Source organism: Deltaproteobacteria bacterium (assembly GCA_016875225.1).
Classification (GTDB): domain Bacteria; phylum Myxococcota_A; class UBA9160; order SZUA-336; family SZUA-336; genus VGRW01.
On sequence record VGRW01000173.1, the window covers coordinates 1 to 1,762 of the forward strand.

The 1,762-nt window shown below is 65.5% G+C and carries 3 protein-coding genes; all 3 read right to left on the bottom strand.

Annotation, left to right across the window (positions count from 1 at the left end):
- Positions 1–104: 104 nt before the first annotated feature.
- Complete coding sequence (locus tag FJ108_18510) at positions 105–809, bottom strand: 50S ribosomal protein L1 (GenBank protein ID MBM4337886.1); 705 nt, start codon at positions 807–809, stop codon at positions 105–107.
- 1 nt (position 810) lies between these two features.
- Positions 811–1,236 carry a 50S ribosomal protein L11 gene (gene rplK / locus FJ108_18515; protein MBM4337887.1) on the bottom strand — a complete coding sequence of 142 codons (426 nt, stop codon included), beginning with the start codon at positions 1,234–1,236 and terminating at the stop codon, positions 811–813.
- A 3-nt stretch (positions 1,237–1,239) separates the two neighbouring features.
- Positions 1,240–1,762, bottom strand: a 523-nt coding sequence (nusG, locus tag FJ108_18520; protein ID MBM4337888.1) for a transcription termination/antitermination factor NusG, incomplete at its 5' end; no start/stop codon positions are given.

A 1,762-nucleotide genomic window follows, 5' to 3' on the forward strand; every position in this document is an offset into this window, starting at 1 on the left:
CGCGGAAATCCACGGCGATCAGCGAATTCGCTCCCGCGACCTTGTTGCGGAGCGCCTCGATCTGCTCGGTCTTCTGTTGTCGGGTGAGCATGGATTGCCTCCGCCTAGCTGGCGAGCTGCGCCTGCAGGTCCGCTGGATCGATTCGGATTCCCGGTCCCATCGTCGACGAGATCGAGACCTTCTTCATGTACACGCCCTTGGCCGACGCCGGCTTGGCCCGGACGATCGCCTCGGTGATGCTGAGCAGGTTTGCGCCGAGCTGCTCCGAGGTGAAGCTGAGCTTGCCGAACGGTGCGTGGACGATTCCGTTCTTGTCGACGCGGAACTCGATCTTCCCGGCCTTCTGCTCCGCGACGGCGCGACCGATGTCCTGCGTCACCGTGCCGACCTTCGGGTTGGGCATCAGGCCGCGCGGACCGAGAACGCGTCCGAGCTTTCCGACCACGCCCATCATGTCGGGCGTCGCGAGCACTCGATCGAAATCGAGCCAGCCCTCGTTGATCTTCGCGGCGAGATCGTCGCCGCCGACCGCGTCGGCCCCGGCCTCGCGGGCTTCGCGCTCCTTCTCGCCCTTCGCGAACACGATCACGCGCGCCGACTTGCCGGTGCCGTGCGGAAGCGAGACCGCGCCGCGCACGTTCTGGTCCGCGTGGCGCGGATCGACGGAGAGATTGAAGGCGACCTCGGCGGTCTCGTCGAACTTCGCCCGCTTGCTCGCGGAGAGCAGCTCGAGTCCCTCGCGGAACGTGTAGCTGCGCTCGCGCTCGATCCGCTCGGCGATCGACCGGTAGGACTTCCCTCTTGCCATATCAGGCCTCGACCTCGATTCCCATCGAGCGCGCCGTGCCTTCGATGATTCGCATGGCGGCGTCGATGTCGTTGGCGTTCAGATCGGGCAGCTTCAGCTGCGCGATCTCCTTGACCTGGCTGCGCGAAACGCTGCCGACCTTGGTCTTGTTCGGCTCGCCCGAACCCTTGGCGAGCTTCGCCGCGCGCTTCAGCAGCACGGCGGCCGGAGGCGTCTTCAGGACGAACGTGAAGGTTCGGTCCGAGAAGATCGAGATCACCGCCGGAATGATCAGGCCCTGCTGATCGGCCGTCCGCGCGTTGAACGCCTTGCAGAACTCCATGATGTTCACGCCGTGCTGGCCGAGCGCCGGACCGACCGGCGGCGACGGGTTCGCCGCGCCGGCGGGGCACTGGAGCTTCACGACCGCAACCATTTTCTTGGCCATGTCCTAGACCTTCTCTACGTGCTCGTACGAGAGCCAGACCGGCGTCGCACGACCGAAAACCGCTACCAGCACCTGCACCTGCTCCTTCTCCGGCTTCACCTCGCCCACGGTGCCGGAGAAGTTCGTGAACGGTCCGTGGATCACCCGAACAGTCTCGCCTTCCTCGAAGCTCACCATGGGCTTTGGCTTGGAGGTCTGCGTCTGCCCCAGCATGCGGCGGACGTCTTCCTCGGGGATCGGCGTGGGCTGCGAGCCCGAGCCCACGAACCCGCTGATCTTCGCCGTGTTCTTCACGATGTGCCAGAGCTCGTCGTCGAGCTGCATCTTCACCAGCAGGTAGCCGGGAAGGAACTTGCGCTTGCTCGTCCGGCGCTGGCCCTTCACGACCTCGACCACGTCCTCCTCGGGGATGACGATCTCTTCCAACGCCCCCTCGCGGCTGAACTGCTTGGCCCGCTCGAGGAGCGATTGCTTCGCGCGTGCCTCCTGCCCGGAGAAGGTGTGGATCACGTACCAGGACGCTTTT